The organism is Candidatus Woesearchaeota archaeon B3_Woes, assembly GCA_005222965.1.
Taxonomy (GTDB): domain Archaea; phylum Nanobdellota; class Nanobdellia; order Woesearchaeales; family B3-WOES; genus B3-WOES.
Genome location: NJBG01000001.1, coordinates 1 through 23,194 on the forward strand (window position 1 = coordinate 1; position 23,194 = coordinate 23,194).

The 23,194-nt window shown below is 29.7% G+C and carries 27 protein-coding genes; 11 read left to right on the plus strand and 16 right to left on the minus strand.

Annotation, left to right across the window (positions count from 1 at the left end; translation table 11 throughout):
- Nucleotides 1–217: hypothetical protein (locus CEE44_00005; protein ID TKJ16905.1), on the plus strand; the 217-nt coding region annotated here is incomplete at its 5' end.
- 1 nt (nucleotide 218) lies between these two features.
- Complete coding sequence (locus tag CEE44_00010) at nucleotides 219–680, plus strand: hypothetical protein (GenBank protein ID TKJ16906.1); 462 nt, start codon at nucleotides 219–221, stop codon at nucleotides 678–680.
- 111 nt (nucleotides 681–791) lie between these two features.
- Here the strand turns inward: CEE44_00010 and CEE44_00015 are convergent, their stop codons facing one another.
- Entirely contained in the window at nucleotides 792–1,613 is an 822-nt protein-coding gene (locus tag CEE44_00015) for a hypothetical protein (GenBank protein TKJ16907.1), read from the minus strand.
- A gap of 85 nt (nucleotides 1,614–1,698) precedes the next feature.
- Here CEE44_00015 and CEE44_00020 point away from each other — a divergent pair, with 85 nt between their 5' ends.
- Entirely contained in the window at nucleotides 1,699–2,436 is a 738-nt protein-coding gene (locus CEE44_00020) for a hypothetical protein (protein ID TKJ16908.1), read from the plus strand.
- A 5-nt stretch (nucleotides 2,437–2,441) separates the two neighbouring features.
- On the opposite strand, the gene CEE44_00025 is transcribed toward CEE44_00020, so the two are convergent.
- The 4 genes from CEE44_00025 to CEE44_00040 form a co-directional block, all read right to left on the minus strand.
- A complete protein-coding gene (locus tag CEE44_00025; GenBank protein ID TKJ16909.1) occupies nucleotides 2,442–3,401 on the minus strand; it encodes a hypothetical protein in 960 nt (319 codons plus the stop codon).
- Between the two features lie 52 nt (nucleotides 3,402–3,453).
- On the minus strand, nucleotides 3,454–3,702 hold the full coding sequence (locus tag CEE44_00030; protein TKJ16910.1) for a hypothetical protein: 249 nt from the start codon (nucleotides 3,700–3,702) through the stop codon (nucleotides 3,454–3,456).
- Between the two features lie 89 nt (nucleotides 3,703–3,791).
- Entirely contained in the window at nucleotides 3,792–4,331 is a 540-nt protein-coding gene (locus CEE44_00035) for a hypothetical protein (protein TKJ16911.1), read from the minus strand.
- A gap of 31 nt (nucleotides 4,332–4,362) precedes the next feature.
- A complete protein-coding gene (locus CEE44_00040; GenBank protein ID TKJ16912.1) occupies nucleotides 4,363–5,562 on the minus strand; it encodes a hypothetical protein in 1,200 nt (399 codons plus the stop codon).
- A 220-nt stretch (nucleotides 5,563–5,782) separates the two neighbouring features.
- Here CEE44_00040 and CEE44_00045 point away from each other — a divergent pair, with 220 nt between their 5' ends.
- Entirely contained in the window at nucleotides 5,783–6,442 is a 660-nt protein-coding gene (locus CEE44_00045) for a hypothetical protein (protein TKJ16913.1), read from the plus strand.
- Here CEE44_00045 and CEE44_00050 read toward each other — a convergent pair.
- Nucleotides 6,439–9,552 (minus strand): isoleucine--tRNA ligase, encoded by a 3,114-nt coding sequence (locus CEE44_00050; protein ID TKJ16914.1) that lies wholly within the window; start codon nucleotides 9,550–9,552, stop codon nucleotides 6,439–6,441. The two genes, CEE44_00045 and CEE44_00050, sit on opposite strands and share 4 nt — an antisense overlap.
- 90 nt (nucleotides 9,553–9,642) lie before the next feature.
- On the opposite strand from CEE44_00050, the gene CEE44_00055 reads away from it, so the two are divergent.
- Nucleotides 9,643–11,469, plus strand: coding sequence for a hypothetical protein (locus CEE44_00055; GenBank protein ID TKJ16915.1), 1,827 nt, complete (start codon nucleotides 9,643–9,645; stop codon nucleotides 11,467–11,469).
- A gap of 63 nt (nucleotides 11,470–11,532) precedes the next feature.
- Here the strand turns inward: CEE44_00055 and CEE44_00060 are convergent, their stop codons facing one another.
- The 6 genes from CEE44_00060 to CEE44_00085 form a co-directional block, all read right to left on the minus strand.
- Nucleotides 11,533–13,116: a hypothetical protein gene (locus tag CEE44_00060; GenBank protein TKJ16916.1), complete on the minus strand. Its 1,584-nt coding sequence runs from the start codon at nucleotides 13,114–13,116 to the stop codon at nucleotides 11,533–11,535.
- Between the two features lie 23 nt (nucleotides 13,117–13,139).
- Entirely contained in the window at nucleotides 13,140–14,144 is a 1,005-nt protein-coding gene (locus CEE44_00065; GenBank protein ID TKJ16917.1) for a hypothetical protein, read from the minus strand.
- Nucleotides 14,145–14,423: 279 nt separating this feature from the next.
- A complete protein-coding gene (locus CEE44_00070; protein ID TKJ16918.1) occupies nucleotides 14,424–14,903 on the minus strand; it encodes a hypothetical protein in 480 nt (159 codons plus the stop codon).
- A gap of 9 nt (nucleotides 14,904–14,912) precedes the next feature.
- The gene (locus CEE44_00075; GenBank protein TKJ16919.1) at nucleotides 14,913–15,410 is read right to left on the minus strand and encodes a hypothetical protein; all 498 of its coding nucleotides are present in this window, start codon (nucleotides 15,408–15,410) and stop codon (nucleotides 14,913–14,915) included.
- Nucleotides 15,407–15,742, minus strand: coding sequence for a hypothetical protein (locus CEE44_00080; GenBank protein TKJ16920.1), 336 nt, complete (start codon nucleotides 15,740–15,742; stop codon nucleotides 15,407–15,409). The genes CEE44_00075 and CEE44_00080 overlap by 4 nt, the downstream gene beginning before the upstream one ends.
- Nucleotides 15,743–15,746: 4 nt before the next feature.
- On the minus strand, nucleotides 15,747–16,319 hold the full coding sequence (locus CEE44_00085) for a hypothetical protein (protein ID TKJ16921.1): 573 nt from the start codon (nucleotides 16,317–16,319) through the stop codon (nucleotides 15,747–15,749).
- Nucleotides 16,320–16,454: 135 nt separating this feature from the next.
- On the opposite strand from CEE44_00085, the gene CEE44_00090 reads away from it, so the two are divergent.
- The 3 genes from CEE44_00090 (at nucleotide 16,455) to CEE44_00100 (ending at nucleotide 17,430) form a co-directional block, all read left to right on the plus strand.
- Nucleotides 16,455–16,787, plus strand: coding sequence for a hypothetical protein (locus CEE44_00090; protein TKJ16922.1), 333 nt, complete (start codon nucleotides 16,455–16,457; stop codon nucleotides 16,785–16,787).
- 167 nt (nucleotides 16,788–16,954) lie between these two features.
- Nucleotides 16,955–17,296, plus strand: a complete 342-nt coding sequence (locus CEE44_00095; GenBank protein TKJ16923.1) for a hypothetical protein — start codon at nucleotides 16,955–16,957, stop codon at nucleotides 17,294–17,296.
- A gap of 20 nt (nucleotides 17,297–17,316) precedes the next feature.
- A complete protein-coding gene (locus CEE44_00100) occupies nucleotides 17,317–17,430 on the plus strand; it encodes a hypothetical protein (GenBank protein TKJ16924.1) in 114 nt (37 codons plus the stop codon).
- Between the two features lie 244 nt (nucleotides 17,431–17,674).
- On the opposite strand, the gene CEE44_00105 is transcribed toward CEE44_00100, so the two are convergent.
- The gene (locus CEE44_00105; protein ID TKJ16925.1) at nucleotides 17,675–18,199 is read right to left on the minus strand and encodes a hypothetical protein; all 525 of its coding nucleotides are present in this window, start codon (nucleotides 18,197–18,199) and stop codon (nucleotides 17,675–17,677) included.
- Nucleotides 18,200–18,642: 443 nt separating this feature from the next.
- On the opposite strand from CEE44_00105, the gene CEE44_00110 reads away from it, so the two are divergent.
- Nucleotides 18,643–19,299 carry a hypothetical protein gene (locus tag CEE44_00110; GenBank protein TKJ16926.1) on the plus strand — a complete coding sequence of 219 codons (657 nt, stop codon included), beginning with the start codon at nucleotides 18,643–18,645 and terminating at the stop codon, nucleotides 19,297–19,299.
- Nucleotides 19,300–19,424: 125 nt separating this feature from the next.
- On the opposite strand, the gene CEE44_00115 is transcribed toward CEE44_00110, so the two are convergent.
- A complete protein-coding gene (locus CEE44_00115) occupies nucleotides 19,425–20,030 on the minus strand; it encodes a hypothetical protein (GenBank protein ID TKJ16927.1) in 606 nt (201 codons plus the stop codon).
- A gap of 74 nt (nucleotides 20,031–20,104) precedes the next feature.
- Complete coding sequence (locus CEE44_00120) at nucleotides 20,105–21,748, minus strand: hypothetical protein (protein ID TKJ16928.1); 1,644 nt, start codon at nucleotides 21,746–21,748, stop codon at nucleotides 20,105–20,107.
- A gap of 101 nt (nucleotides 21,749–21,849) precedes the next feature.
- Between CEE44_00120 and CEE44_00125 the strand changes: the two genes are divergently transcribed.
- A complete protein-coding gene (locus CEE44_00125; GenBank protein TKJ16929.1) occupies nucleotides 21,850–22,521 on the plus strand; it encodes a hypothetical protein in 672 nt (223 codons plus the stop codon).
- Between the two features lie 36 nt (nucleotides 22,522–22,557).
- Nucleotides 22,558–22,920, plus strand: coding sequence for a hypothetical protein (locus CEE44_00130; GenBank protein TKJ16930.1), 363 nt, complete (start codon nucleotides 22,558–22,560; stop codon nucleotides 22,918–22,920).
- 27 nt (nucleotides 22,921–22,947) lie between these two features.
- Here the strand turns inward: CEE44_00130 and CEE44_00135 are convergent, their stop codons facing one another.
- Nucleotides 22,948–23,160 (minus strand): hypothetical protein, encoded by a 213-nt coding sequence (locus CEE44_00135; GenBank protein TKJ16931.1) that lies wholly within the window; start codon nucleotides 23,158–23,160, stop codon nucleotides 22,948–22,950.
- Nucleotides 23,161–23,194 lie beyond the last annotated feature (34 nt).

Sequence of the window (23,194 nt, forward strand, 5' to 3'; positions counted from 1 at the left end):
TCAGGACTCTGGGTGTTCTGGATTGATAGGTGTTTGTTCAACTACTGCACAGAGAGGCGCTTTAGATTGGTTACCCCAATTTGAGAGAGTAATTAGTGCAGCATGGCCTGAGAAAGTTGTTGGTTCAAACGTTCTACAAGGATATTCACCCACAAATGTTTGGCCTGTCGGAGAAATTGTTAGAGAACTAAGACCTGAGAATCAGGCAAAACGATAATATGACATTAAACTGGAAAGATAATTCTAAACTCGCCGAGGCATTATTATCTTCGATTAAGAAATACTCTTTAGGTTTTACTCCAGGAGAAATTCCTAGCAATCCAATTTCTCCTCATGAATCTGTTAATCTTTTGTATTATGGTAATCCTGCGATATTATGTGAAGATTCTGAAGGAAGATTAATGTTCTACTCTCAACATGGAAAATCTGTTTTTGGATATTCTGCTGATGAGGCAATTGGAATGTCTTCTGTTGATCTAGCTCCAGAACGATTTAGAGAAGGTAGAGAACAATTATTTAATGAAATCATAGAAAGAGATAAGCCAGAAACTATTGGAACTGTTCGAATACATAAATCTGGAAAAGAGATAAATATTTCTGCACAAGTCTTTCCTTATGAAATAAATGGAGAGAAGAGTATTGGTGCGATTGTTAAAAAATTAACTGATAAAACCCTTTAATCTAATTGGATAGATTTTACCTATGTATGGTTTCCTTTATTTTTTTAAATTCTATAATTAAAAAATTATTGAAAAACCTATTATGTTAGTTAGAACTCTAAAATATTATTCTTACTTTTCCATTAGTTTTAGAAGGTCTGATCTTAGATATCTAAGTAATTTTGATTCTGGAAATTTTCTATATAGTTTAGAGAGCAAATCTGATGGACGTACTCCTATTAAAATATTTCCTCCAAGCCAAATAAGACCATTACCCTCTACCCCCCTTGATGAAAAACAACCATTAAATGAACCTAACTCCAGATTGAGCATTAGAGGAGGTGCTTCTGGATATCCTTCAGTTAAGGGATAAAAAACCATGTTTTTTTCATTATCTTTAAATTCTCTAAATATACAATCTACATATTCCTCTAATAATGCTCTGTCATCTTGTGCCATTTTAAGCCAAAGTGGATGATTTCTAGCTTCATTTTCACTTAATTCCCTATTGAGCAATAATTCTCCATATTTAAATGATTCATATTTTTGAGATAGTTCATTATATTGATCTAGATTTAATTCCAAAGCCCCTGTGGGTCTTTTTTTTGAGAATGTTACAAAACGACAACCACAACTACCAGTTTCATGAATATTAAGTAATATTTCTGCATTAGGAACTACCATTAAATGTTCTCCATAGCTAACCAACCCATCTGATGTATTAAAGTTTGACTCAGTATCAGATCTATGCTCATATGGTGCATCAACTTTCTCTAACCAGAACTCTCTTTCATTTTTATCTTGGCTTTGAAGAGCTTTTACTCTATATGACATAATCTCTTTGCTAGTTAAAGGTCTAAATCCCTCTTGACGTAATAAAGGCATCATGTTGCAATATGCTCCATGAAATAATTCATATTCCTTATCTTGAATTAATCTAGTTTCACTTGCCATATAATTCCATTCTTTCACCACTATTTAATTATTATTCCCCCCCAGTTAGGGAAAAATATATAAACAAGTAAATTATATAGCTTACATGATAAAAGAAGCCTTAGAAAAGATTGGATTAACACCCGGAGAAGCAGAAGTATATGAAGCATTGGTTAATCTGGGGTTGTCTTCAACCGGGTCAATTACAAAGAAAGCAGGTATTGCCAGTTCAAAAGTATATGAGGTTCTTCAAAGATTGCAGAAAAAAGGTCTTGTGAGTTTTATTATAAAGAATGGTGTTAGATATTACGATGCAACACCTCCAGAAAGGTTGCTTGACTTTCTTGAAGAGAAAAAGGAAGATGTTGTAAAAGCTCAAAATGAGATAAAAAAGATTATTCCAACAATAAAACAAATTGGAAAAAAAGCAGAAGAACACAATGAAACAGTAGTATACACAGGAATTGAAGGTCCAAAGATAGTCTTAAACGAGATTTTAGAAGCTGGAAAAAAAGGCGTATCAAATTATGGATTTGGAACTGATATTGATCCTTATGTAAAACAAATACCTCATATTTTAAACAAATACATAAAAGAAGCTAAAAAATATAAGTTTAAGACAAAACTAATTTTTGCTAAAGGGTTTAAATCTCCAAACATAACAGCAGATATTAGATTTCTTTCAACAGAATATTTACCACCCGTAAGAACAATGATTTATGGTAATAAGGTTGCAATTGTTGATTTTACAAAACCTATTACAACAATTATTATTCATAAAAAAGAAATTGCAGAATCCTATAAGAAACATTTCGAACAATTATGGAAAATCGCTAAAAAATAATATACTTAAACCCACTTTTTTCTCTTAAAATAATAAATCATAACAGCAGCTACTGAAAGCATTATCCCCATTATAAGATAAAAGCTTTCTTTACTCTGGCCGCCAGGAAGAATTGGCAGATTCATACCATATATTCCTGTTATTAATGTCAATGGCATCATTATTGTAGCTATAATTGTTAGAACTTTGATAGCTTCATTCATATTTGAAGACAATAAAGTATTGTGTTCAGAAATAGTTGCAGCTATCTGCTCTTTAGTTGTTTGTAAAGAATCATTAATAATTAACAAATTATCCAGAACATCTTTGAAATATATTACTACTTCTTCTCTGATATCACGATTAGAAGGTTTGGTCACTCTTGACATCATTCTTCCAGAAGAAACAATCAATGATTTTAATTCACTATTAATAACTTTTTTATCAAATAAATCATCTAATTTCTTTTTATCACGACTTTTTAGAATATCTTTGTCTAATTTTTCTATTGCTTTCTCATGATTTTCTACAATTGGATAATATAAATCAATTTCCTTATCAATAAAATAATGTAATAAGTAATCTGTTCCTCTTGATAATAAAAACTTTTTTCTTCTATCTCTTTTCTTCAAATCATTAATAATTTTATTATCTTTATGTAATGTTATTAAAAATCTTTTACCAACAATAAAATAGACTGTGTAGAGTTCTAAATCATCTTTAGAAATCTTTTTTATACCTGTATAAACAATAAAAGAATAATCATCAAATTCTTCATACTTTATTCTTGTAGTCTCTTCTTCATCTTTCAAATCTTCTATTGTAATTGGATGAAGCTCTACAAATTCACTTATTTTCTTTATATCTTCTTCAGAAGGATTATTAAAATCTAACCAAAATTTTATTTTTTTAACATTAAAACCCTTGAAATTTTTTAGATCTATCTTTCCAAGTTCTTTATCCTTATATGTATATCCTTCAAACATGACTTAGCAGAATTTTCAAAGTTTTATAAAGCTTTTGATTAAGAAAAGAAATTTAGATAAGGTTTTCCAGATCTTGTTCTAGGCTTTCTAATTCAGATAAATCTTGATCTATACTTTCTACTTCAGCAATATCTGATCCAAGGTCTTGTGCATCTATGTCTTCATCACTTGTTAGACCAATATCTTCACCAGAAATAGTATCAACAGGTTGTTGATTTGAATCATCAAAAGTTGGCTGAGTACACCCAATTAAACCAAGAACAAAAACCATCATAAGAACTATTTTTTTCAATATTATCACCTATGCATTTATCATTAAAGTACTATTTAAACTTTACGAAAAATAAAAGAAAAAAATGGAAATAAAAATATTTCCATAACTCACAAAATTTATTCTGAATTTTCAACATCCCTGTACATAAACTTATACCAAGGATGCTTCTCGCTTATATTCCCTTGATTGTCTATATCAAATCTTTTTGTAGCTTTGCCTTTTATAAAACCAAGGAATCTTACTTCTTCTTTTGCTTTTATCTTTGTCTCTCCTGTTTCTTCATCAACTTCTTCTATTTCCAGGTTTTCTAACTTATGCATTCTTTCCTGATATTTTTCCTGGAATCTTTCTATGTTTTGTTGTAGTCTTTGCCTTGCATTTTCATTTTCAACCTTTCCTAATGCATTATTCAATCCTTGTTGTAGCTCATTTCTATTCTGTTCTCTTGCTTGTTCACGAGCCTGTTGTCTGGCTAGAACTGCTTCAGGAGTTGCATCATCCTCTCCTTGATCTTGCCGGCCATTTCCTTGTTCTGCTCCTATTGCCTCTGGTTTTCCCATGTATAGTTCTGGTTTAGGTGTATCTTTTGGTCCAGCTGCCATAGCAATTGAACTAAACAACAGCAAAAAAACCAAAAAACTCAAAATTCTTTTCATTTTTATTACCTCTCTATATTTTTATTTAAGTTTATTCCTCATCCTCGTCTTCTTCATTCTCTTCGTCATCATCTTCCTCATCACTTTCGTCATCATCTGCTTCCTCCTCATCAATTACTCCTTCATTTGCTGAAAGTTTTATTTCTCTTAAGATCTCTTTTAAAGTTCTATGAGCTTCTTTCAGATTTTGTTGAGCCTCTTTCATAATGCTATTAGCTTCTTTCATAAGGCTTGACACATCACCAGAATCTTTTACTTCGTCATATTTTCCTCTAGCTTGTTCATAATTTCCTTTTGCTTCATCAATTTTTGCTTTAAACTCATTAACAAGCCCTTCTGTTGAACTGGTGTCATACCCTTTTTCTTCCATCTTTGTTAAAATTCTGTCTAATTTTATCTCAAGATGCTCTGATTTTACAATTATTCCATGTATTTTAGCATTAGCTAGTCTTCCAACACTTACTTTAGCATGTGTTTGAGCTTTTTTCCATGTATTTTTAATTGTTAAAGCAGCTTCTTTTATTTCTTCATCAGAACTGTTTTCATCCAAATCTTCAATAACTTCTCTTTCTTCTTCAACTTCAGCTATGCTCTCTTCAATTTTTGCTAATCTTTCCTGCTTAACATCATCATCCAAATTTTCAGCAGCTTCTAATCTTTCTTTTAATTTTTCTAAATAATTCAAAACCTTATCATCTGAACTTATTAAGAAATCTTTTGAATGTACTTTAATCTCTTTTCTAACTTCTTGGCATTCTTCTGATTCTTCATCACACTGTTTTACTCTTTCTCTTACTTTAGTTATGCTTTGCTTTGCACTTAAGTAATTATTTTTAGCTTCTTCAACATCTGCTCTTGCTATTTTATACTTTCCTCTTACTTGCTCAAGCCTTTCTTTTGTTTTTTCATTTACTTCTAAACCCTCTCTTGCAGGCATTATTGCTTTTGGTCCATTTCTTTTAATTACAACCCCATCACTATCATAACCTACCTCCTCATCTTTAGCAACTGGCCAATCATCTGTTACATTTATTCTAACTACAACCCCATCACTATCATAACCTACCTCCTCATCTTTAGCAACTGGCCAATCATCTGTTACAGATAATGCTCCTACAACATTTCCAGTTATTTTATTTCCTCTACCTTCATTCTCTTGTTTAGCCATTGCTAAAGGTGCAACACTTAATACCAGCATTGCCATAATCAAAATTGCCATTATTTTTTTCATTTTATTTTCCTCCCTGCTATATTTTTGATAACAATCATGTAAATTAGATTATCTGCTTTATTTATAAATAAACTTTTTTTATTGAAAATTTAAGACTTTATTTATTCTTTTAAAACTTTACAAAGCCTAATTTAAGCGTTTAAAACTTTACAAAGCCTATTTAGTGCTTTTTTTAATTAGAAAAGTTTTTATATTAGTTTTTGTTCAAATTTCCTGTAAAATGATTAAAAAAACACTATACTTTTTCATGTTTTTGTTCTTAGTAAATTTTGTAACAGCAACCACTTTACATGGAACAATCTATTCTTTTGATCTGGAAAAAAGAACAGATGCTATTGTTAGTGTTGATTCTGTTCCACCGCAAACAAAAGTAGCAAAAGACGGAACATATAGCTTTGATCTTCCTTTTGGTGAATATACAATAACTGCTTCTTATAATCAGGATAATTCAAAAGAATCTGCTAGTGAAAACATAAGAATAGAAAAAGAAGGAAGTTTTATCTTAGATTTAATCTTATTTCCAAGCTTTGAAGAAGAAGAATTACTATTTGAAGAAGCAGAACAAGAAGTTGCAGAACACGAATACTTTGAAGAACCAAACTATCTAGCACTTATTATAATAGTTATTTTAGGTTTTGGAATAATAATATACTTAATTCTAAAATATAAAAAACACACTAAAAAACCAGAAGTTACAGATTTAACAGATGAAGTTATTGATTTTATAAAGAAACAAGGCGGAAGAACAACTCAAAAAGACATAAGAAAACAATTTCCTTTGTCAGAAGCTAAGATATCCTTAGTTGTTTCTGAATTAGAACATAAAAATCTTGTTAAAAGAATAAAAAAAGGCAGGGGAAATATTATAGTTTTAAATTAACTAAAAAACATCTCAAACTTATAATCCTTAACTTTTTCTTTGGAACTAAATTTATGTTTTTTGCTTGGATCTAATTCAGAAATTTTTAATGTATCAGCTCCAACTTTTTCTTTTATCTGTTTTTCAAATACGCTTAATATATCTTTAAGCTCTTCATCAGCTTTTATGAATAAACTTATCTTGTCTGTCTTGTTTAGATTAGCTTTCTTTCTTTGAATCTGAACTCTTCTCATTACCTCTCTTAGATATCCTTCTGCTTCTAACTCATCTGTTCTCTCTTTATTTAGATAAATAAAAATTCCTTTAGATTCATTTTCAATATAAGGTGATGGTACATCTCTTTTGATTACCAGATGTTCTTTAACAATTCCAACCTCTTTTCCATCTATCTTTAATTTATATGATTTTTCCTTTTCAATATGATTTAGAATTGTTTCAGGGCTTTCCAAAGCTAATTTTGCTATTATTTTAGGTGCCAATGAACCAAAGTCAGGTCCTAACTGCGCAAAATCAGCTGTAACAGATTGTTTAATTCCAGGCAGGCTTGGTTGTACATTTAAATCTTTGATATTTGTCTGTTTTTTAATTAATTCTTCAACATTTTTTACTGATTCTACAACCTTGTCATCTTTTGTAACTATCACTACTTCCTTAACAGGCCATCTAAGTCCCAAACTAGCTTTTTCTCTTGCATATAAAATACCCTGAGTTAAATTGCTAAACATATCCATATTTTGTTCTAATTTTGAGTCTATTAATTTTTCATCTGTTTTAGGCCATTCTGTTAAATGAATACTTTCTTCTTTTAATTTGAAAGCCTCTTTTAGATTTTGATAGATTTTTTCAGTTATGAAAGGGCTAATAACAGCAAACATTTTCAAAATATTCAATAAAACATTATAAATTGCATAAATTACTTCTTCTTTTTCTTGCTTGTTTCCAACACTTGACTTTTCTCTTGTTAATTGCATATAAGTTCTTGATAATGTTAAGAATAAATCTTCAATTCTTCCAATTGTTTCATCTAGTTTGTATTCATCAAATAATCTAGTTACATCCCTTATTGTTGAATTTAATTTAGATAAAATATATTTTTCTTCTTGTTTTGGTTTTATCTTTAATTTAGTTGGATTTACATTATTCTCTTTGCACATATTTATCAAGAAATTCTGAATATTCCACAAAACTAACAAATTTCTCTGTTTTTGCTTTACCTCTTCCCAACCAAAATTCATATTTTCACCTGCTTTTGATTGACACATATAATATCTTAATATATCAGAACCATACTTGTCAATAACTTCATAAGGTGAAATAATATTTCCTAAAGATTTAGACATCTTTGTTCCCTGATAATCTAAAATCATTCCATGAACATAGACATTTTTATAACAATTATTCTTAAAAGCAATTGTTGAACATATACTTAACATACTAAACCATAATCTAACCTGTTCAGTTGCTTCTAAAATTAAGTCAGCTGGGTAAAATTGTTTCATTAAACCATCTTTTACAGGATATTCTAAACAATTCCATGAAGCTGTTCCAGAATCAATCCAGACATCTAAAACATCTGGTATTCTTTTCATTGTATTTCCACATTTACAAGGAAAAGTTACTTCATCAATCCAGGGTTTGTGTAAATCACTTGGTATTTTATTTGCTTTTTTCTTTTCTAAATCTTTTCTAGAGCCAATAACTTCTGTGTTGTTACAACTTTCACATACCCAAATTGGAACTGGTGCTCCCCAAAATCTTTGTCTTGTAATAGAATTATCTTTTAATGCTTCAACCCATCTGTCAAAAGCTGTTGAAGTGAAATTTGGCTGCCATTTAACATCCTTATTATTCTTAATCATCTGTTTAATTAAATCTTCAATTTTCAAAAACCACTGTTCTGTAGCTCTGAAAACAACAGGATTATGACATCTCCAACAATGAGCATATTCGTGTTCTACTTGAGTTGTTGTAATTAAACAATTTTTATTTTTAAACTCTTCAACAAATTTGCTGTCATCATCTTTTGCTTTGAAACCAGTGTATTTTCCTAAATCTTCAAATTCACCCTTTTCATTTAGAGTGTTAAATGGTGGTATGTTGTATTCTTTTCCAACTTCATAATCTTCAGGACCGCATCCAGGTGCAGTATGAACTAAACCAGTCCCAGCTGTTGTGTCAACATACTCTTTGCTTAGTAAAACAGTGTGAATATTCTTATGTTTAGCTTTTAGATCTTTATAGTTAATTTCATCTTCTAAAGGATGGATATATTCTAAACCTTCTAATTTTTTTCCTTTGAATTCTTTTAAAATTTTAAATTTCTTGTTTAAAACATTGTTTATGAAAATTCCTGCTAATGCTTTTGCAACATACCAAACTTCTTTTTCTACTTCTACTTTTAAGTAATCTAAATCTGGATTAACCATAACACCTAGATTAAAAGGAATAGTCCATGGTGTTGTAGTCCATATTATTAGGAATTCATCTTTGTCTTTTAACTTAAATTTTAAGAAAATTGAAGTGTCTTTATCATTTTCATATTCTAATTCGTGTTTAGCTAAGCTAGTTTCACAGCTGCTGCACCAATGCATAATCTTTTTTCCTTTGTATAATCTCTTTTGTTCATATGCTTTTTTAATTAACCACCATTCGCCTTCAATAAACTCATTTTTTATTGGATAGTATGCATTTTCATAATCAAACCAGATTCCTAGTCTTTGCATGTCTTTATCCATAAGTTTTGCATTATTTATTGAGAATTCTTTGCATCTCTTAATGAACTTGTCTAAACCGTATTTTTCTATATCTTCCTTATATTTTAGTTTTAATTCCTTTTGAACCTTACTTTCAGTTGGTAAGCCATGCATATCATAACCAGCTCTATCTAAGACATTAAAACCATTCATTTTTTTATATCTTAGAGCAATGTCTTTTAAAGAATTGTTCCAAGCGTGTGCAATATGCAATCTTCCACTTGTGTATGGTGGGCCTTGTAAGAAATAGAACTTTTTTCCTTTTTGATTCTTTTTTTGTAATTTATCGTAAATCTTATGTTCTTTCCAATATCTAAGTGTTATTTCTTCTTCTGTTTTGAAGTTGTAATTGGCCATAAAAGAGTTATATAGAGATAGTTTAAAAAGATTATGTTAATTATCTGTTTTTTAGAAATATTTAAATAATTTAGTTAATTTACTATTATTATGGCAATTACACCTCAACACATAGCAATAGGAACCTTATTCCAAAATCAATTTACATTCCAAGTTCCAAAATATCAGCGAAACTTTACATGGGATGAAAACGATTTATCAGACTTCTTCGATGATCTTGAAAAATGTTATCAAGTTAGAATAAATGAGAATACAAGACATCATTTTTTTGGTGGTGTTGTAAGTATTAAACAAGAAATTCCTGGCTCATCACGTCAGCTTTTTGATTTGGTTGATGGACAGCAACGTATAGCCACATTTATTATTTTTATGTCTACTATAATTTCTATCACAGAAGAATTAGCTCAAGAAGCAGATGAACAAAATGATAATGAAAATAATAAGCTTGCAAAAGAACGTGTTAAAAAGTTAACAAGTTTATATATTAAATTTAAAGACGAAATTAATCGTAAAATCATTGAAATTGATCGCTTAGAATTATCTTTACCAGATGAACCATTTTTTAAAGACTTAATCAATAACAATTCCCCAACTCCAGAAAGAGATTCTCATAATAGATTAGAATACGCATATAAATTCATAAGTGAAAAATTAAAAAATATTTTAAATGAATTACAAGATATACCATCTAAATTAGATGCATTAGAAACGTTCCATCAAGTAATTTTACAAGATTGCACTATTATTCATATTGTAACAGAATCAAAAGACGAAGCATATAGATTATTCCAAGTTCTAAATGATCGGGGAACATGTCTTACTGAAGGAGATCTTCTGAAAGCAAGAACATTGGAATTATTAGATCTTGAAATTCATAACGCAAAACAAGACGCAGTCTTACGTCGTTGGAATAAAATTATAGCAGACCACCCTGATCAAACAGAGAAATTCTTAAGATGGTATTACTCTTCCGTTAAGGGAAAAAGACCTAGCAAAACAGATCTGTTTGACGATTTTTTAGATAATTTTTTCCCTCAACACAAAAAAGAAGTAGACCAAATTACTGGAGCAGACGCAACCGCAATATTGAATTCAGTTAATAACTTTGAAAAAGAAATAATAATTATGCGTAAATTAATTGAAGGAGATTGGCCATATAGTAGCACCACTCAAACACCTTCATGGAATAAAGAAAGACTTAGACTGTTAATAGTAGATCTGAAACACACCCATTGTATCCCTTTTTTGTTAGCGGCCCGTAAATTAGATCACCATAAATTTTCAGAAATAGTTCATCTTGTAGAAAGATTCTTTTTTAGATATAAATTAATGTGTAATGCACACATCGGCCAATTAACTAAAATCTATTTTGAACAGTCACAACTTATCAGAGCAAACCCCAGCACATATGATATAAGTACACTTAGATCGGAATTAAATTCATTACAAAACTCAAAAGCACAAGATGAGTTATTTGTAACACAAATGTCCGCAGAATTAAATTACAATGTTAATAAAACCAATAAACCCCTTAAGTATTTTTTAATGACTATTGAACATTATTTTAAATGGTATATTGAAGGATCTACAGGAGACCCTCAATGCGAAAACTTAACAAGGGTGTTTGATTTTGCTAATACAACAATTGAACATATATACCCTCAGAACGCAACAGGTAATGTAATTCAGGCACAACTAGAAGAATTAAAACATAATATAGGAAATCTATCATTTTTAGGAGAAGAGGATAATAATACTGGCGCTAATGACACTTTTAATACAAAAAAATCAATCTTACAAACATCTTCTGTGTTAATGAACAATAAAATTGCAGAAAAGTCATCCTGGGATAAAAATGCAGTAGAGGAAAGAAGAGACTTGCTTTTAGATCTTGCTCTTAAAGTTTTTTCTGCTTAAAATGTTCTATATACCCTTCAGTTTCATTTCTTTTCCACACAAAGAACAAAAAAATAATTATTACTAGATATCAAATTTAAGTTTAAATAACCTTTCAAGAACATCTTCTACAATAGCTTCATACGCTTCTATTTGTTCGTCCGTTATACTTACACTAGCACGCCTATGAATAAGTTCACACCTAAGTTTATAATAATACTCTATTCTATTCCACATAGTTTTTGTTACCTTTTTATACTTTTTAACTTCTTTATGTACTTCTGTTCGATTATCAAAAAGGTCATTAATACGTCTTTGACTATATACTGTACCAGATTCGTAAACTAAAAACTCCTTAAATGCAATTTCTATAGTGCTATCTAAAATAATAAGACATATCCTATTTTTTTGCTCAAGTTTCTGTGAGTATATCAAATCAGAAGCAACTCTCCCTTCATATAATCCTTTAGTCCAAGGTTTTTTTTCTGATATTTTTTTATTAATCTGATCTATACGAAGACCATATCTGGGTTTTGAGATGGGTAAGGGAGGAAGGTATGATTTTTTTTCTGTTATAAAATCATCAATTGGAACAAACTTTATTTTACCTTTTGTGTACTTCAAAACTTTTTGAGGCCACTCACCACTTAATCTTCGGCAAAGGGAAGCATAATCTTTAACAACCTTCACTAAAAAAGTCTGAAGAGCCGAAAATATTATATGTTTTGTGTCAATTTCAGATTTACTGCTATTCCATGGCATTGATTGTACTTCCCCTTTAAGAGACACAATTACTTTAACAAGGGAAATAGTATCATGAGGTTTACCAGCCAACCCCTTAGCAAAACCAACATCATAACTTTTTAAAGCTCTAGAAATCAAACGATTATTACAATAAAAATATACTCCATATTCCCCTCCTGAGGGGTTGAATTTACTAGAAAGTTTTGATAGTCCTGCAATAATTTCAACTTCTACAGGTTTATATTCTGGAGTTTTTATTATTCCACAATATCTATGTGGGGGATATTTTGGAGGATATACCCACTTCTCAAAAATTAATGGTGACAGTTTTTCAGAATTAAGTTTTAGGGTTAATTTTTTATCATTTAAAAATTTGGCATAAGTAGCTTGAAGATGAGTTTCAAGAATTAATAATTTTTTTTTTGTTATTGTGATTCTAAGCGCATGTAGTTTGATTATAGTGGTCCCTTCATCTATTTGGCTTTCTTTATACAAAGGCAATTTCCAATTATCTTCTTCCTTAAGCCAGTCTTCATCAAATTCTAAACTAAATGTATTCTCTTTTTTATATCTAGAAATAATTTTTATATCTTGAGCCAGAGCCACAACTGCTCTTTTGGTTCCAACACCAAAAATACCTATAATTTCATCAGTTTGTAAATTACTTGTTCTCCCAGGCCCAACCAATAAGTCTAGCTCTGTTTTTTTTACACCACCCGCATTATCTTTTATACATATAGTTTGTTGATCTTTATTTATATCTATATCAATTAACAAAGATTTTTTCTTTCCCTCTTTAACCCATATATCCAAAGAATTATCAATAAGTTCACATATAGAACTGTTTAAATCATAATCTGCTATTATTGATAAAAATAGTCTTTTGGAAGGTATTGCTTCTATTGTATCTATTTCTTTTTTCATACATTTAGTAACTTATATGTTGTTTATTCAATCTTAACATTACATCTCTTACAAATCTTACCATAACCCCAGTGATTAGTAACGTTCTTCCATAGAACAGGATTTATTTGTTTAAGTTTGATAAAATTATTCTCTTCTGCTATATGAGAACCAAACCCACAACAATAACATCCATTTCTTTTTAGATTATATGGTTCATAATAAATATCAGCAAATCTAATTTTATGTTTTTTAGCATATTTGTGAACGTCTTTATCTGTAAAAAAGATTATAGGATGAACAACTACTTGATCTTTTGTTTCATAAATACAACCTTTTCTTACCCAAACAACTCTTCTCATTTGGCTTTCTTCTGCCCTCACACCCATTATTGCTACTTTTTTCCCACTTTCTTCTTGCCATTTTTTCATAGGTTTTTTCTTAAGAAGAAGACAACATTTAGAACTAACTTTAATACCTCTATATGTCAAAAAATTTTTTAATTTCTCTCTATCTTCCATTTCTCCTTTATATCCTATTTTTCTTACATATCTTTCTATTTTTTTTATGTGCTTTGGAGGCAATTTACCACCATGCCTTGCTCTTTCAAAAAATTCTGCAATTTCTTTTGAATACAAAGGATAACCATATTTTTGCCATATCTCTTGAGGTTTAATATCAGGATAAACCATAGTAAGTTTTACATCGTTCTCTTTACACCATTCTTCAGAAAAAGTGATACATTCATGATACTCAAGTCTTGTATTAGAAAAGACATGTTCTAATTTATAACCCATTGATAAAACAATATGACTCAAAATTGTACTATCTTTTCCTCCTGAAAAACTAACATAACAATTTTCTTCACCATACTTATCTATTGCTGCTTTAATACGTCTTTTTGTTAACTTTACTTTATAATCTAGAGCATAATTCATCCTCTTATTTAAAAGACTGCCACGAAAACTTAGAAGTTCTTTTTGTGCTTTAGTTTTATTTGGATTGTTCCAACCAGTTGTTTTATCCGATATACTAAATCCCAAAACCATTTGTATTTCAATAGTCTTTAATCTTTAAAAACATTACTAAAAAATTAACTATAATACTTCACCAAACTTATCACCGAAGCAGCAATAATCCCCAAACTAATATATTTTACATAAAAACGCCAGTCTTTTGGTGGGGATAGGTTCATTTCATCACTTTTTTTATTTTACCACACTTAAAACATTTATACTTCTGAGCAAATTTACCGTTTCCTACATTTCCAGGACCCATAAATTTCTCCCATTTATGAAGTCCAAAAAGACATTTTATGTTCATATTATTCAATGTTCAGGATATACAGCATCTAATAAATTACCTGCAAAAATCATCAAAAATAAAGTTACAAAAGCCAAAGCCAACAACCAATGAGTTGCAAAGAAAATTTTTCCTAAATAAGCACCAAGACCTATTATTACAGATAATAAAAAGGCCTTAAAAAATCTAGGAACATTAAACCTTTCTTTGAACCAATTAGAATTCTTTTTTTGTTTAACACTTAATTTTGTATTTTTTTCTCTCTTAATTTTTTTACCAGTATACATTTTTACAAGAATCCCAAAAGATATTATCATCCAAGTTTCTGTTATCAAAAAAAGAATAAAAAAAAGCAAAATTACAGGAAACAAAATTTCTTTAAATGCATCTGGGACATAAGGATTATAAAAACCAAAAATAGAAACAAACAATAATGCTACAAGAGAGAAAGTCCAAGATTTACCAAGATCATAAGATAATTTATGAAATTTTTCTTTATTACTCATTTTATTGCATCAAACCTCATAACGATATTGCACTTGACCACTCCATCTCATGTATAATGTGGCTGTTTTAGTTACTGTCCTTTCTTTCTGAACGTCTCGATACCTTGTAACTTGTCTTTCTTTTTCTACTGTACGATATTTAACAACCTCTTTTGATTTTGTTATCGTTCTAAACTTAATAACATTTTCACAAGTTTCAAGTAAACTACTATAATCAGTTTCATCATTCAACAAGATATCAAGACCTCTGTTGATATAATCTAGGGGATTTGATGATATATCTGTTTTGCATTCTTCTTCAGTAATTGGTATCTGTTCTTGATAACTTTCTGTACCCATATATGGTTCTGTATCAGTATATTTTTCTGTTGTTATGTAAGGTTCTGTCTCAGTATAGATTTCAACTGCAGTATATGGAATAGGAACTAAGAATATAACACCAACTATAATTAATAATATAACACTAATTGAAATTGGTATAGTCCAAGGGTTTTTTGTTTTTTTCATTTTTTAAAATTCATTAATTGTTTACTTACTTCTTTATGAAAATCAAGAATATGTTTATCTTTACCATAAACTCTCATAGTTGTATGAGGTGTTCTTAGTTCAAGATGTCTTTTTTTAAAGATCAAACCCTTTTCATTCATAGTAGCACCTATTAAATCTTTTAGAAAAATATCAACCATTCTATCTTTTTTGAATATCAAACCAAGTGGTTTAAGAAAAATAAGTCTATAATCAGTTAAATAAGGGAAAAAACCCTTATCATTATCTAAATATACAGAATAATTTAATTTATAGATTACCCTTTCCCCATCATTTAGGTATTTATCTACCATTTTATTATACCACCCATTCACAAGATAAAAATTCTGCACCAACCACTTCAAATATCTCTAACATACTTTTAGTTTCGCTTGTTTTCTTTAAAACAAAGCGCACTTTAAACGAATTTTGACCTTTTGAAAAACCAATTTCATCATATCCTGCACTCTTTTTATAAGATAAATAATCTTCATATTTAGAAGCTCGTTGATAATAATAATTAGAATTTTGACCTATTCCTCCTTTATAAAATTCTAAATACCTAAATTCATCATACTTAATAAAAGTATCATCTGCCCATCTAATATTATCAATAGTATAATAACCAGAATTACTCTTCATCATATCTATTTTTTTAGGTAATATTTTAGTAGCCATTTTTTCACAAGAGTTAAAGTTACTATCAACACCTGGAGTATATATAGGTATATTTGATCTTAGGTTGTTAAAATTTTGTTCAGAAACAAAAGATTTTATTTTATCAAGAGGATTTGAATAATCAAATATTGAATGGTATACTGTCAAAGCTACTAGAAAAATAAAAAAATACTTTATGATGCTCTGCACGTTTTTTTTTGTTTTTTTTAACAATGTGCCGCCCCCATTTTGTACTATATATCAAAAAGAAACTATGATTCTATATAAAGATTGCTGAAAAATTAGGATAAACTTACATAAGATATCTAAAAAGAATAAATTTATATTAAGAACATCTTTTCCAAACATATGACCAAATTAGTATTTATAGCACACCCAATTTCAGGAAATATTAAAGATAATGTTAAAAATATATTAGAAATATGTAAAAAAGTTCATACCAAAGACATAATTCCTATAGCACCTTACTTAACAGCATTTCAATACTTAGATAATGAAATAAAAGATGATAAAGAAAGAGGTGTCCAAGCTAACGAAGAGTTTTTTAAAAGAAAAATAATAGATGAACTCTGGCTTTGTGGTGATAAAATTTCTAAAGGAATGAGAGAAGAAATTAAATTAAGCAAAGAAAACAACATTCCAATTAAATTCTATAACAAAGAACTTGAAAAAGAATTATAAAACTTAAGATTTATAAATAAAATAAGATTACTTTAGAGTAGTGAAATATAAAAAGATTTAAATATCCTGGTTAATTTCTTATTTACTTATGATTGGTCTTAATGCGCTGACAGAAAGAGACAAATTAAATAAAAAAATAGAGAAAAAAGAAGAGAAATTAAACTAAAATGTTAAAACAAATACAAATAAAAGAAATGAGAAAACAAAACCAAGCAAATTTGGATTATATTAGAGAAGAATGCCCTCATTTATTTAATCAAAGAAGAATAGATAGAAACATTGAGATTATTTTAGATGCGACAACAGAAGTACTAGGTGTAAAACCAAGCGATCATGATTTTGTTGCTTCAATCTGGGAAATAACAACCAATATTTACCTTAACAATTTAGTCAATGAAATTAAACAAAAAGAAACATGGGGACTAATAATAAAAGAAATCCAAAAGGTTGATGAAGAACAAGCTTATAAATCAGTTTTAAGCTATTATGAAGCAAGGGGTATGATATAACAAAGTCCATAAAGTAAGAGTTGTTAAATATTGTAAAAGCCAAATTTGGGCTTAAAGACAAGTCTCAGGCTATAAACTTGGTGGTTAATGAATATGAGAAGACATCTCTTGAACCCAATTTAAGACCAGAATAAGTTAGATAAAATTGTGAAAGGCAAACATCTTTCTAGAAAAGACTTTGAAAAAGAGGTTGATTAATGTATACAGATTTCTATAGTGAAGAAATCACTAAGAAATTATCTAAACTTAAGAAAAAAGATCCAATGCACTTTTCTAAGGTTCTTAAGAAGATGGACTCTATTTTAGAAAATCCAAAACACAGCTGTAAATTCTCCTTCTTCTAAAAAAGTCAAATCTTCGATCATAGTTTTCATTAATTTAATTTGTTGGTAGTAATTGATACTTTAAAGAAATAAGTAAAGGATTAATTATACCTGAAAATTGTTGAGCAGATTCATCAGAGATACCTTTTAGAGATAATGCCAACAAACCACCAGCATCACACAACTCTTTTTTAGAAAAGTCATCAATATTACCTTTTATATAAATACCAAATTCATTAAAAAAATCAACAAGCGTGTTTTTCATACCATAACTAATTAGGGCATTAGTTGATTCACGTCCTAATGTAAATGTATTATGAGCATCACCCCTATCTTTATAAAATATAATTGAACCCACATGATCATTATGACGTAAAGTCAAAGTTCTACCATAAAGTGAACTACCTTCTTTAAATTTATGTTGTAATCGAAATTCCTGACATAATTTTTCAGTATGTTCATCTATACTTTTGACTAAACCATCAACTCTAAGATAATTTGATTCTCCTATAGATAAATCTATATCAAATCCAGGTAAAGTAACAATGCCATTTTTTAATCCATATCTTTCAAAAACCATTTTTATTTAGTTACTCAGGAGCTCTTTGATTAGGAAGTTTGCCTGTAAATGAATTTCTGCATTTTGCATGATCAATAAAGATATTGTTTATTTATAAACTTTTCTATTAGTTACCACCTTTTAGTAAAAAAGTATTAATAGAAAACCTTATATTAAGAACATCTTTTCCAAACCTATCCCAAAGGCTTATAACCAGAACAACCTTATCATAGTCATGTTATCAAATAATTGTCTAAAATGTAATAGCGAAATAAATGATGATAGATTATATTGTGATGAATGTATTAATAAAAATAATTCAAAAAACAGAGAATAAAATATTTATTTCTAACCTATCCAAAACCTTTATAAAACTTAAGATTTATAAAGAAAACAATCTTTATTACTAAAAAAGAGGTGTGAAATACATCTCAAGTTAATTCTTGAGGTTTTAAATATTTAAAATGACAAAAATAAGACACGGCATAGATGTACAAATTAAGAAAGATGCTATGAAGGGTAAACAAAGATTTCAAGTTATGTCAGGTAAAAATGAGATCTTTGTCTCAGACAGCCATTTCTATAATTCTGACAACTATAGTTTTGCTACAGTGAATGGCTCTGCAGAAACTTCATGGGAAGTTGATCCTAAAAAAAACAAGAGATATTTTATTCAACAACTATCAGCATTTTATAAAAGATTAGAAGAATATGATTTTGAAAAACTCACAGACAATGAAAAAGAGTTAGGAATCACAATCATAGGTGGAAAGAAAGTATATCTTCCTCTTTATGATTCTGAAAATAAAGAATTGAATTTAGAAGCAATATTATCTTATCATAGGCCAGTCAGGATTAATACCCCTTATGCAGATATTATTTTCGGAAACAATTCTATAATGTCCCTGCCAACAGAAAATCCAAGAATAGAAGTCCTGAGTCATAATGAGATTTCAGAAGCATTGTCTTATCTGATTTCTTTAACATCAAGGCATCATGTGACTCAAAACCACATTTCTTCAAGCTTAGAATATCCTGTGACTCAAAACCAGATTGAATCGGTTCTGAGAACAATTTATAGATTTAATCGCAGCCCATTGAAAAGAACACTAACTGGTTAATCTAATAAAAATAAAACCTTAATTACTATCTCTTACAAAAGTTGTCTGGCCATCTTTGTATATGATTCCAACCACATCATCACCATATTTTTCTCTAATGGCCTTTTTAAGTTCTTCTTTTGAGATTACAAACTTCCATTTCTTAGATATTTCCTTGCCCTATGCACTCTTGATTTGACTGTTCCAAGAGGAATATCCATTATATCTGCTATTGTCTGGTATTTCAGCCCCTGCAGGCTTCTAAGCACATAGGCTGTACTAAGTGCCCGGTTTTCATCAAAAAACCCAATCAGTCTCTGCATAGCAGAATCAACTTTTGCACTTAATTCCAATTCCATTGTCAGATTTCCGCCATAAAGAACATCATCAACTGAAAAATCATTTCTTATATCTTCCCACATACCATCAAGAGAACAAGTCTTTCTTCTTTTAAGATTTCTGAGCTCTGTTTTTGCAAGGTTTGCTGCAATTGTGAAAAGCCATGTACCGAATTCAGCTGTTTGTTCATTATAAAGTTGCGCACGGGTATAGAGCTTAGTAAATGTCTGCTGAACAATATCACCTACTTCAACAGCCCCTTTAAATCCATTCTCGAAACGGAAAATAAAACCAGTAAGCCTTGGCTCATACCTATGATATAGTTCTGAATAAGCTCTTTCATCCCCTTCTTTAAAAGCAGCAATCAATACCTTATCAGGCATCTCAACATAAACTTCACCATTATGTTTCATTTTTATCGTAATTTTAAATTAATTTATAAATTTATGTAAAGAAAATTAAACATAGTCGTTTTAGGTAATAACTTTTAATTTTTATATTGATCAAGCTGTTGTTCTAATAAATGCATCCTGTCTTCTGGAATTTCATTATCCTTGATTAGTCTTTGTAATCTATTTAATCTGTTTTCTTTAATAGCTTTACTTACTCTTTTAAGAGGATAATCAAGGACAACTGTTTCTTCAGTTGGAGAAAAAATACCAGGAATTATCCTGTAAGTATATTTTCCATCGACAACCTCTGTTGTTAGATTAATAATTTGAGGGAATTTATTTGCCAGTTCAGTTAATTCCAGATGGTGAGTAACCATCCAAGTTTCATATCCTGCCTTTCTTGCAATCTCTTCTAAGTATAATCTGGCTTGAAGAATTGCTTTTAAGTCATATGTCCCGGATGTAGGTTCGTCAAGAATCAGAAGACTCCTTGATCTTGCTTTTTCTATAATCTTAAAAGTAGTATCATTGATTTTTTGATATGTGCTTTTTCCTGAAAACGAATCTTCTGTCTGTCCGATGTTTGCAAGTATTTGGCCTACATAACTTAGCTCAGCATTGTCTGCTATTACTGGCAATCCTGCCTGTGCAAATGCCTGGATAACGGCTCTTGTTTTGATTAACATTGTTTTTCCATAAGCATTCTCACCTGTTATCAATCTTATTGGCTCTAGTTCATCAATGAAAAAATCATTTGGAACTTTTTCTTTATCTCTATTTTCTCCCATGTAAAGGATAAAATTTACACCGCCTTTGATATTACAGTGCCTGTAGCCACCGCTCCTGAATTCAGGAAACGTTAAGTTTGCGCCCTTTTCCTGCAATTCTTTGAAACCTATTGCATAGCCAATAAAATAATCCAAGGCAGTAACAAGCTTGTTTACGCCTGAGACTTTCATAGCATAGAATAAGTCAACATATTTTATCAGATTTGTATCTCTGCCTGCTCTTTTATCACGCTCATATTCTTGTTTGGTTTTGTTACGAAGTTCATCAAGTAATCTTGAAGAATCTATGACTCCTATATCTTCTTCTATGTCAATATTTCCTAACTCCTTGTACCATTCAGTTGATTTTATGCTCTCAGCCAATACACCACAATCTTGAAAGTGTGTGCCTTTTGTAATAGAAGCAATCTTTTCCAATACATGCAATTGTTGTTGAAGTAGTTCACCCATTCTATTTATTTCAAAGGGGTTGAAAAACAATTTATAAGGATAATCTCCCCCCTCATACCAACATTCTACTTCATTAATATCTCTGCTATTTTGATAATATTGATTAAACAATGAGCCTATCTCATCTAAATCTTTATTTTCCATCAAAAACTTTAGGGTTTTTTGTCTTTCTTTTCTTAATTCAGGCTCAAAAGCCATATCTGCAATAATTTCAATAGCCCGCTCATCTGTTTCTTTTTCCTTGAATGAAAAAAGATTTCCAACAATTCTATCAATATGGAGAGGTTTAATAAATAAATCATATTTATCACTATATCCCTGGAAATTAGGAAAACCATCTCTTTCCAGATGCACTAACCTGTCTAAACTATATTCTGATGGCTTTTGAGGTTTTTCCGATTCTGTAAATTGCTCCCAATCACATTCAATCTCTTCCAAAACTTTTTCCAGTTCCATATCATCTAATCCTTCCTGTATTGGATCACTTTTATGTCTAGCCATTCTCTAAAGAAAATTTAGTATATTTATAAATCTTCCTATATTCTTAATCCCAAAGTAGTAACAATAGAAAGATTTTTAAAGAATATATTATTTCATAGCATATGTCAACTCATTTTTTAGGAATAGAGACTATACCAGAGACAATATATGATGGTATTTCTCTAGATACTGTTGTATTAGAACAGGAAATGCAGACAAATAACGGAGGAGTTGACATAGCAGATCCATACCAAAATTATGTTATACAGGAAGATTTTTTAAGACAATTTGTACCTCATTTTTTTACTGATGAATCAAATCCTGACTGTAGCGAAAACCTTGCAATAGCAAATAAATATCCAGATATAACAAGTCCTTGTTCAATCTTAGTTGATTCAGTTCAGGATGTACAAGATATTATGGCAATAGGCTATCAAGTTGCACATTTCAATTATATTCTAGGGAAAAAACACAATCAAGAACCATTCCTTTGTTTTGATTCAAATAAGAATGTAGAGGAAAACAAATGGCATCATTTTGCTGTTGTTGTTTCACCTAATGGAAACACAGGGTATCTAAATGGAGTAGAAATCACAAACAGACGCTATAATTTTGGTAATTCAAAAGACTCTTCTTTTCTAAAAGACATTTCAGGAAAAACAAAACTAATGCTTGGATACGGAAGAAGCTCTTATATGCTCTCTCCTGATTTTATATACTTTAAAGGAGCTCTTGATGATGTAAGAATTTATGATAAGCCACTAACTACTTCTGAGATAAAAGAATTAATATAAAAATATTTATATAAATCCAAATTTTCCAAATCCAATATGGATATAAAACAACCAAGTATTAAACTAGAAGACAGAGTTTTAAGTAGACATGAGAGATTTGAAAATTGGCTTTTAAAGAGATACAAAACCATAACTGTAGTTACCTGTGGTGTAGGAATATTTGCTTGCACATTTAGTGCTTATAATTTAGGAACAGCTGTTCATTATCTTGTTAAAGAGGATGATCCTAGAGCATCAGTATCAGAAAATTCTGCTTTTAAAGAAGATTTCCACAACTCATTTGATTATTTTCAAAAAGGGTTCTTTATAGCGTGCGGTAGTTTGTTTCTATCCACCTTAGCTTATTATGAGGGAAGGAGGATAGCAAGAGAAAGAGAAGAAGAATCAAATTCTTACTAAATAATTAAAAAAAGAAAAAAATGTTTTTTATTTGCTAAACATCTTTTTGCAAAGTGGGGCCGCGAAAACTAAACCTAAAACTAAAAACCATCCCCAGTGGACTCCTAAAACAAAATCTCTAAATCCGGCCCAGACAGTTACCAAAAACAGTGTAAAGAAAAACACAGATCCTTTTAGCAGTGATATATCATACCACTTCATCTTTTTAATTAATTTTTCTACCCATTTAACAAAACACATTTTTACACCTCCTTTAATTTTCTTTTTACTTCCA

What these genes read in the sequence shown, in the direction of transcription:
- CEE44_00010 (TKJ16906.1), top strand. Translation starts at nt 219, where the DNA reads ATGACATTAAACTGGAAAGATAATTCTAAACTCGCCGAGGCATTATTA.
- CEE44_00015 (TKJ16907.1), bottom strand. Translation starts at nt 1,613, where the DNA reads ATGGCAAGTGAAACTAGATTAATTCAAGATAAGGAATATGAATTATTT.
- CEE44_00020 (TKJ16908.1), top strand. Translation starts at nt 1,699, where the DNA reads ATGATAAAAGAAGCCTTAGAAAAGATTGGATTAACACCCGGAGAAGCA.
- CEE44_00025 (TKJ16909.1), bottom strand. Translation starts at nt 3,401, where the DNA reads ATGTTTGAAGGATATACATATAAGGATAAAGAACTTGGAAAGATAGAT.
- CEE44_00035 (TKJ16911.1), bottom strand. Translation starts at nt 4,331, where the DNA reads ATGAAAAGAATTTTGAGTTTTTTGGTTTTTTTGCTGTTGTTTAGTTCA.
- CEE44_00040 (TKJ16912.1), bottom strand. Translation starts at nt 5,562, where the DNA reads ATGAAAAAAATAATGGCAATTTTGATTATGGCAATGCTGGTATTAAGT.
- CEE44_00045 (TKJ16913.1), top strand. Translation starts at nt 5,783, where the DNA reads ATGATTAAAAAAACACTATACTTTTTCATGTTTTTGTTCTTAGTAAAT.
- CEE44_00050 (TKJ16914.1), bottom strand. Translation starts at nt 9,552, where the DNA reads ATGGCCAATTACAACTTCAAAACAGAAGAAGAAATAACACTTAGATAT.
- CEE44_00055 (TKJ16915.1), top strand. Translation starts at nt 9,643, where the DNA reads ATGGCAATTACACCTCAACACATAGCAATAGGAACCTTATTCCAAAAT.
- CEE44_00060 (TKJ16916.1), bottom strand. Translation starts at nt 13,116, where the DNA reads ATGAAAAAAGAAATAGATACAATAGAAGCAATACCTTCCAAAAGACTA.
- CEE44_00065 (TKJ16917.1), bottom strand. Translation starts at nt 14,144, where the DNA reads ATGGTTTTGGGATTTAGTATATCGGATAAAACAACTGGTTGGAACAAT.
- CEE44_00070 (TKJ16918.1), bottom strand. Translation starts at nt 14,903, where the DNA reads ATGAGTAATAAAGAAAAATTTCATAAATTATCTTATGATCTTGGTAAA.
- CEE44_00075 (TKJ16919.1), bottom strand. Translation starts at nt 15,410, where the DNA reads ATGAAAAAAACAAAAAACCCTTGGACTATACCAATTTCAATTAGTGTT.
- CEE44_00080 (TKJ16920.1), bottom strand. Translation starts at nt 15,742, where the DNA reads ATGGTAGATAAATACCTAAATGATGGGGAAAGGGTAATCTATAAATTA.
- CEE44_00090 (TKJ16922.1), top strand. Translation starts at nt 16,455, where the DNA reads ATGACCAAATTAGTATTTATAGCACACCCAATTTCAGGAAATATTAAA.
- CEE44_00095 (TKJ16923.1), top strand. Translation starts at nt 16,955, where the DNA reads ATGTTAAAACAAATACAAATAAAAGAAATGAGAAAACAAAACCAAGCA.
- CEE44_00105 (TKJ16925.1), bottom strand. Translation starts at nt 18,199, where the DNA reads ATGGTTTTTGAAAGATATGGATTAAAAAATGGCATTGTTACTTTACCT.
- CEE44_00110 (TKJ16926.1), top strand. Translation starts at nt 18,643, where the DNA reads ATGACAAAAATAAGACACGGCATAGATGTACAAATTAAGAAAGATGCT.
- CEE44_00115 (TKJ16927.1), bottom strand. Translation starts at nt 20,030, where the DNA reads ATGAAACATAATGGTGAAGTTTATGTTGAGATGCCTGATAAGGTATTG.
- CEE44_00120 (TKJ16928.1), bottom strand. Translation starts at nt 21,748, where the DNA reads ATGGCTAGACATAAAAGTGATCCAATACAGGAAGGATTAGATGATATG.
- CEE44_00125 (TKJ16929.1), top strand. Translation starts at nt 21,850, where the DNA reads ATGTCAACTCATTTTTTAGGAATAGAGACTATACCAGAGACAATATAT.
- CEE44_00130 (TKJ16930.1), top strand. Translation starts at nt 22,558, where the DNA reads ATGGATATAAAACAACCAAGTATTAAACTAGAAGACAGAGTTTTAAGT.
- CEE44_00135 (TKJ16931.1), bottom strand. Translation starts at nt 23,160, where the DNA reads ATGTGTTTTGTTAAATGGGTAGAAAAATTAATTAAAAAGATGAAGTGG.